This window comes from Bacillus sp. mrc49 (assembly GCF_002803435.1).
In genome coordinates, this window is the sequence record NZ_PHNG01000249.1 from 1 (window position 1) to 665 (window position 665).

Consider the following 665-nt stretch of genomic DNA (forward strand, 5'->3'; position numbering starts at 1 on the left):
ATCCGTAGTGCAAGGGACTACTATATCGAAATGGCTAAAGGCCTCGATTGCCTTTACGTATGTCATGGGAATAGCCCCGAGGCAAAAACCATGCTCGACAAAGGGTATATTGATAACTTGAACGGAGTATATTATGATGGAACTTTGTTTCAACGCTCGGACGATCGTAAAGCGCCGCATAATTCCTACATCTCTTTTGCTGACATCCTAAAAGGCGCGAAGGAAAAGGGATATGAAATGAAAGGCGCACCAGAGCCACTCGCTTTCCTTACAAAGGAAGAGGCAGCTGGAATTCAAGGGGAATCGGCACTCAAAGCCGAGATATCCTATGGTTTAAAAGAGTATGATGTTGAGTATGAATACGATGCCACGGATAAGAAATATAAACGTTATTCGAATGGTGAACAAACAGTCGAATATAAATCGCATAATCCGATTTTACTGGATAATATATTGATCATTGAAGCCGATCATCAAGTGATTGACGAAAAGGGTCGTCGCAAAATCGATTTGAAAAGTGGCGGAAAAGGTTATTTACTTCAACGAGGAAAAGTGAATGAAGTAGAATGGGTTAATGAGAGTGGGCGAATCGTACCAGTGAAAAACGATGAGGAAGCAGGGTTGATCCCTGGGAAAACTTGGATCAATATCATTCCGGATCAACC

General features: G+C 42.1%; 1 protein-coding gene. It reads left to right on the forward strand.

What is annotated here, in order from left to right; genetic code table 11:
• Positions 1-30 precede the first annotated feature (30 nt).
• On the forward strand, positions 31-665 hold a 635-nt coding region (locus tag CVN76_RS01800), incomplete at its 3' end, for a DUF3048 domain-containing protein (RefSeq protein WP_232732058.1).